At 36.0% G+C, this 6,358-nt stretch carries 3 protein-coding genes; all 3 read left to right on the top strand.

Going from position 1 to position 6,358, the window contains the following annotated elements:
- Positions 1 to 427 (top strand): hypothetical protein (locus Q5O30_RS06565; RefSeq protein WP_302674626.1); only part of this gene is annotated, 427 nt, incomplete at its 5' end.
- 257 nt (positions 428 to 684) lie between these two features.
- Positions 685 to 6,123 (top strand): carbohydrate-binding protein, encoded by a 5,439-nt coding sequence (locus Q5O30_RS06560; RefSeq protein WP_021952954.1) that lies wholly within the window; start codon positions 685 to 687, stop codon positions 6,121 to 6,123.
- A gap of 48 nt (positions 6,124 to 6,171) precedes the next feature.
- Positions 6,172 to 6,358 (top strand): hypothetical protein (locus tag Q5O30_RS06555; protein WP_302674625.1); only part of this gene is annotated, 187 nt, incomplete at its 3' end.

Raw genomic sequence — 6,358 nt, 5'->3', positions numbered from 1 at the left:
TTACGGAGTAAATAAAGCAGGTGGAAACACCTTTAATATCTCTGATGATGATATGCGTGTAAACAGTGACAGTAAGTATGTTGCAGCTTTAGATTCCACATCGCAGGGAACAACAGATACTGTATTTGGAAGCTCAGACACAGCTACATATTTTGTAAGGACAACGTTATTTGGTTCATTTACTTCGGTAGAGTATTCGGCAGAATACAAAATCAGAGCCTATGCAAAATTGTCAGACGGAACTTACAGATACAGCACTGTTAAGAGTTATTCAGTATATGATATTGCAGATGTTTTGTATAAGAATGTTAAGATGAATACAATCACTGCACATGAGTATCTTTACAACAGCATTTTGAAAGTTGTAAATCCAAATTATGCTGAGGTTGATTACAGCTGGGGAAATGATTTAGTAGGAACAAATTAAAATTTAATATAATTTAATGAAGCTGCCATACGGGATAACATCAAAGCCGGTATGGCAGTTTTTTTCTGATTTAGTTTACAAACTATCTTAATAGAATTGAACGTTAAACCTAAAAAGCGAATAAAAACACATAAAAAAAGGACACCTGAAATAAAAAAATGTCACTCTAAATGATAAAGAATTAAGTTTATAATTAATGTGTATAAATGTTTGCCATAGGCAGATAACAAATTTGGATCATTAAAGGAGGGAAAAAAGTGAAAGGATTAAAAAGGGTAAAAACATTTTTAACGTTGTTCCTTTCAGTCTGTATGGTATTCACATCAGTAACACCAACAGATTTAACTAAAGTCTTTGCAGAAGATGTAAAGACCACAGTGTATTTTTACAATGCATCAAATTGGAGTGGAGTAGGAATACATGGGTACAATGACAGTGTAAGCGGTCAGTACACAGGAGACTGGAACACGACATTTATGGAAAAGGATGGAGATACAGGCTGGTATAAATATGAAATTAATGCAGATGTATCTCAAAATTACATTGATGTTATATTCTTTGATAAGGGTGACCCGGAAGGAGATCATGCTACACATAGAAGCCTATGTAAGGTAAATGACAGAGAGTATGTTTATTTTTCCATGAATGGTGCCAAGTATTGTTCTAAGCTTGCAGCAGAGGTGGCTTTAGGAAAGGTAGAAAGTTCCAAGGTTAAGAATGCTTTTTCAGGAACAAAAATAGCAGGTAATGTTATTGAGGCAGAGGACAATGACGATAAACATGCAGATATTAATAATGAAACAAACACAGATTACGGTCAAAGTGGTACAGGAAATATAGCCCATGTAAATGACGGAACCTGGACTATGTATAATGTTAACTTTAACCGTGCAGCTTCAAAGTTTACAATAAGATATTCTGCAAAAAGTACAGTTGCAGGGGGAACTGTCAATGTATATTTAGACAGTATGGACAGCACACCTGTGGCAACTGTTGAAGCAACAGAGACAGGCTCAGAATGGAGTAATTTTGTATATAAAACAGTAGATGCCAACATACCGTCAGGTATTCATCAGGTGTACCTTAAATATTCCACATCTAAGGACTGGTGTGCTAATGTAGATTGTTTTTATTTTGAATCACCTTATGTGGATGCAGTAGGAACTCATGAAATAGAAAATGCTCATGAGACAATTTTAGGTCCGGCTAATGGCAGGGAAGTAAGTAGTAGTGGTAATTTCTCAAATGGAGCAGCCATTGGAGGTTTAAATACATGGGAGGCAGATGGCAGAGCCTACACTACCACATATGTTAATGCCAAAAATGCAGGTACATACACATTAAAATTAAAGTATTCATTAGAATGTGGAAAGGACACAAGAATTGATTATAGGATAAATGGTGATACTGACAGAGATTGGAGATCATGGACTTTAAAAGACCACAGTTCTTCATGGGATGAGGTAAAGGAATTTACAACTACGGTTTCACTTAAAAAGGGAATAAATGCCATTAATATTACAGGAGCCGTTAATACCGGTACTGATTGGAAATGGGTACGTTTAGATAACTTTGAACTTTCATATGTTTCTGAAAATAATTACAGCAAAAAAGCTTTCAGTTCAAGGGAAAATGTAGAATTAAACGGAGTACAGTTAGATGCAGGCCCTAAATCCTCAGGCAACATTGGAGGAGATGAAGGGGGAAAACTTACAGGTATAAAAGGCGAAGGATATGCAGAATATGATGTATATTTTGACAGAAAGGCATCAGGAGTAACCCTGTCATATTCTGTTGCAACGGATTGTGGTGGAACTGTTGAAATGTATGTGGATTCCATGAGTGGAGCACCGGTTACAACCTTTGACTGTAACGACACTACAGGAGGTTGGAGCGCTTATGTAACCAAAACGGTGGATGTAAATATACCTGATGGAAACCATAAAATTTACTTTAAGGTAATACCTAGAATTGCCAACAGTTATTCAGTAAACCTGGGATGGTTTAAGTTTGCATATACTCCGGAAGAAATGAATATAAGACATGAAGCAGAAAATGCCCATGCATATACTAAAGGTTCGGCATCAGGTGAATATAGCCTTGAAGTATTTTCAAATTATTCAGGAAAAACAGCTATAGGTGGCATGAATACATGGCCAAATGACGGACGTGCATATCTTACACAGTATGTAAATGTAAAAGAAGATGGTTGTTATAACATAGTTGTGGGATACGCAAATGGCGGAGAATACGATACCAACATTGATGTTCGTGTAAACAGTTCTGATGATAGTGCATGGAAAAGTATTTCTGCACCAAAGACAGGTGGCTGGAACAGTGTAGGTGAAATAAAAGCAACTGTAGAATTAAAAGCAGGAGTTAATTATATTGATATTACCGGTGCTTCAAATATCTTGTACAACAAAGATAATACATGGCAGCAGGTAAATATTGATTACTTTGACATAGAGGATGACAACATTGCCAAAGGAAAAAAGGCATACGCTGAAAGTGAACAAAAAGAGGGCGAAACAGTTTATCCGGCAGATAATGCAGTTGATGGAGACAGTTCTACAAGATGGGCAAATAATAACGAAGGCGGATGGATTTATGTAGATTTAGAAAGCCTTTATGAAATAGAACGTGTAGAGGTATTGTTTGAAACAGCATATGCAAAGAGTTTTGAAATACAGACTTCAAAGGATGGAAAAACATGGGTTACATCAAAAACAGTTTCATCGGAGGATTTTATAGGGGATAAAAATATTAAAAATGACGGGACTTATAATGGAAAAGTATTGTACACATCAAAAGACACATGCCTTGGAAAGGCAAGATATGTAAGAATTAAAGCTAATGAAATGAATTCTTATCATAAGAAAATGTCTATATATGAGTTAAAGGTATATGGTACAAAAGTTCCAGGTTATCTGACAGATGTGGCAGTAAATAAGGATATAACATGTGATAGTGCAAGTACCGTAAATCCTGCAAAGTATGCTACAGATGGAAAAGATACAACTAAATGGACAGCAGGCAGCACACACCCTGAATATACAATTGATTTAGGCAGGGAATATGGATTACGCAGTATAGATTTAAAGTATTCTAATGCTTATGCTAAGTCATTTAAAATTGCAACATCTAATGATGGAACAAATTGGAAGGATTTAAAAAATGTTTCTCAGTGGACTGAGCCGGGTAGTGCATCAGGATTAGGTGGAGACAAGATATTAGGATATAGTTTTCATTTTGATGAGGTTAAAGCACGGTATGTTAAACTGTACGTTGATGAATGTGCAGACACCTCCCTTGGAATATCATTATATGAATTTGAAGTTTGGGCTAAGGATAATCAGAAGTCTGATTATTGGAATGAAGTAGGCAGCAAATCCCTTGGTGTTTACCCTGTATCAAAATTACAGGATACAAAATACGAAAATTCAGTAAGTGATACATATCCTTTAGGCGTTATAGATTCATCCCTTGTAACAGGAGATATCCTGTTATCAGGTGACACATATGAGGTTGTGTATGATTCAGGCAACAGAGATGTGTTCTTCTATGTTAATCCAAGAGACATAAACGTAGATTACGACAAGCAGGGAGTATTCTGGTCTAACGGTAATAGCGGAGCATCTCTGTGGGGAGCTGACAACCACGATGAAAATATTGCAAAATATATTGCAAAACAACAGGCAACGGTACAATATCAGTTACCGGAAAATTTGGATTTTGGTGACAGTGATTATGTAACTACACAGATTGGATGCAGAATATATAATCTTTCGGATATTGGAGATGACGGATATCCTGTAAGTGGAGCAAAACCGGTATTTTCAATAAAATTTAATCTTAAGATACTAAACTCCCATGGAATTTACATTGAGGATTCAATCATGAAAAATGGTACCCTTAATGTAAAGAATGCAGATTCAGATACAACTTATACTTGGGAAAAAAGTAAAGATGGTAAAAACTGGCAGACAGTATCAGAAAAGAGAAAAGATGTACAGGTTATAAGTAATAATGGAGCAAAGGTAAATGTTGTTGATGACTTAGGTGGAGGATACTACTATAGAGTTAAAGCCGAAAATGGCAAGTGGTCACAGCCTTATCATGTTCAGTATTATAACGATGTTCAAAACGGTGATTTTGAGTTTCCTGCAATGTTTTCATATGATGAGGAAACAGATAAGTCAATGGATGCAAGATTCCCATATAACTCAAATGGTGATGAACAGCAGTATCCTAACGGATTTGACGGATTATTCTGGAAAACAACAGGACCGGGATATTACAACACTCATAACAACCATAAAACAACTCATGACATTGAAATTGTAAATGGAAGAAACTTAAGAACTGACCGTGAGGCAAATCAGCAGGGAGGATTCTCAGTTTCACAAAAAGATATGTATGGTGATAATTCCCATGGCGACCAGTTTGCAGAATTAAACTGCGAGGAGCAGGGAGCATTATATCAGGATATACTTACAACACCGGGTTCAGAATGTTACTGGGATTTAGACCATGCAGCAAGAAGGGTATCAAATGGAGCAACAAACTCCATGCTTGTTGTGGCAATGTCTACTAATGATGCCTTAAATTACACAAAGGATACTGAAATTGAAAAAATTGTTACTGCTGCTACAAATCAGGGAGTTACAGGTGCAGTATCAACTGAATACGAGAATGGAAAGGTAATTACTTTAGATAATGGAATACAGGCAACAGTTTGGAAAGTTACTAGCACCGCTACAGCAGGTGAGTGGAAGCATAATAGTGGTAAATATACAGTACCTGTTGCTGACAAGAACTATTTAACAAGATTTTTCTTTGTATCTATTGATGGTACAAACGGAGACAGAACAATAGGTAACCTTCTTGATAATGTAACTTTTGAACAGAAGAAGCAGTATAAGATTAAGTATGTTGTAAACGGGAAAGAGGTATATACAACAACAGGTATTGTTAACCCTTATGACAGAGTGGACATACCGGATACTCTTCCGGAAGATGTTAAGGATAGTGATGGAAATCACATTGATCTTTCAGAATACACGTTAAAAGAAAGCAACATATTAAAATACAAGAGGGATTCAGAAGGAAACATTATATATGATGGAACAACTCCTCGTACGGAAGAAAAGGGATATTACATTGATAATAATGACAGAAGATTTACTGTAGCGTATGACCATGATACATTAATTCTTTACTATCAAAGTGGAATAGTTACCCTTACCAAAAGAGTGGAGGGACTGACGGAAATACCTGATGATTATAAGGTAAAACTTACCGTAAAAGATGGAGATACTGAAAAGTATTCAAAGACTTTTGCAAAAAGTGATTTTACTGCAATTGATAATGCAGACGGTGAGACATCAGATAGTTTCTTTGCAACAGTTTCTTTTGAAGCAGCAGGTGTTTTAGATTCAGGAAAGACATATACGGTAACAGAGGAAGAGGTTAAAACGATGATTGGAACTTCATTCTATCTGTCACAGGTAACAGCCGGAAAAACAGTGAATAGTGTTCCTGTTTCTGAATTATCAAAATCCTCTGTTTCATATAGTGATACAGCTTTTGAATATAAGTCAAATACTGATAACAGCGAGTTATTTGTAAATACATATAAGCCAACCCACAAGGTAACCATTGAGAAGAAGGTTGCAGGAAATATGGGGGAATAGGAAAAGCTATCAAAGAGTTTTAGCTTTACGGCAGGTATTGCATTAGGAATGGAAAGCGTAAATGCTGTATTGTGTACAGATACTTCTGTTACAAACAGTGAAAAAGGAAAGTATAAATTTAGCTTGAAAGATGGAGAAAGTATTTCATTTATTGTATATGATGGATGTGCCATAACAGTTACTGAAAAGAAAGAGGAATGGTATTCTACTACTTATACAGTGGGTGGAGTGGATA

The sequence above is a fragment of the Eubacterium sp. CAG:161 genome, from assembly GCF_000432355.1.
Taxonomy (GTDB): domain Bacteria; phylum Bacillota; class Clostridia; order Lachnospirales; family Lachnospiraceae; genus Eubacterium_G; species Eubacterium_G segne.
The sequence above is the reverse complement of the archived record's forward strand: the minus strand, read 5'-3'. Positions and strand labels throughout refer to the sequence as shown.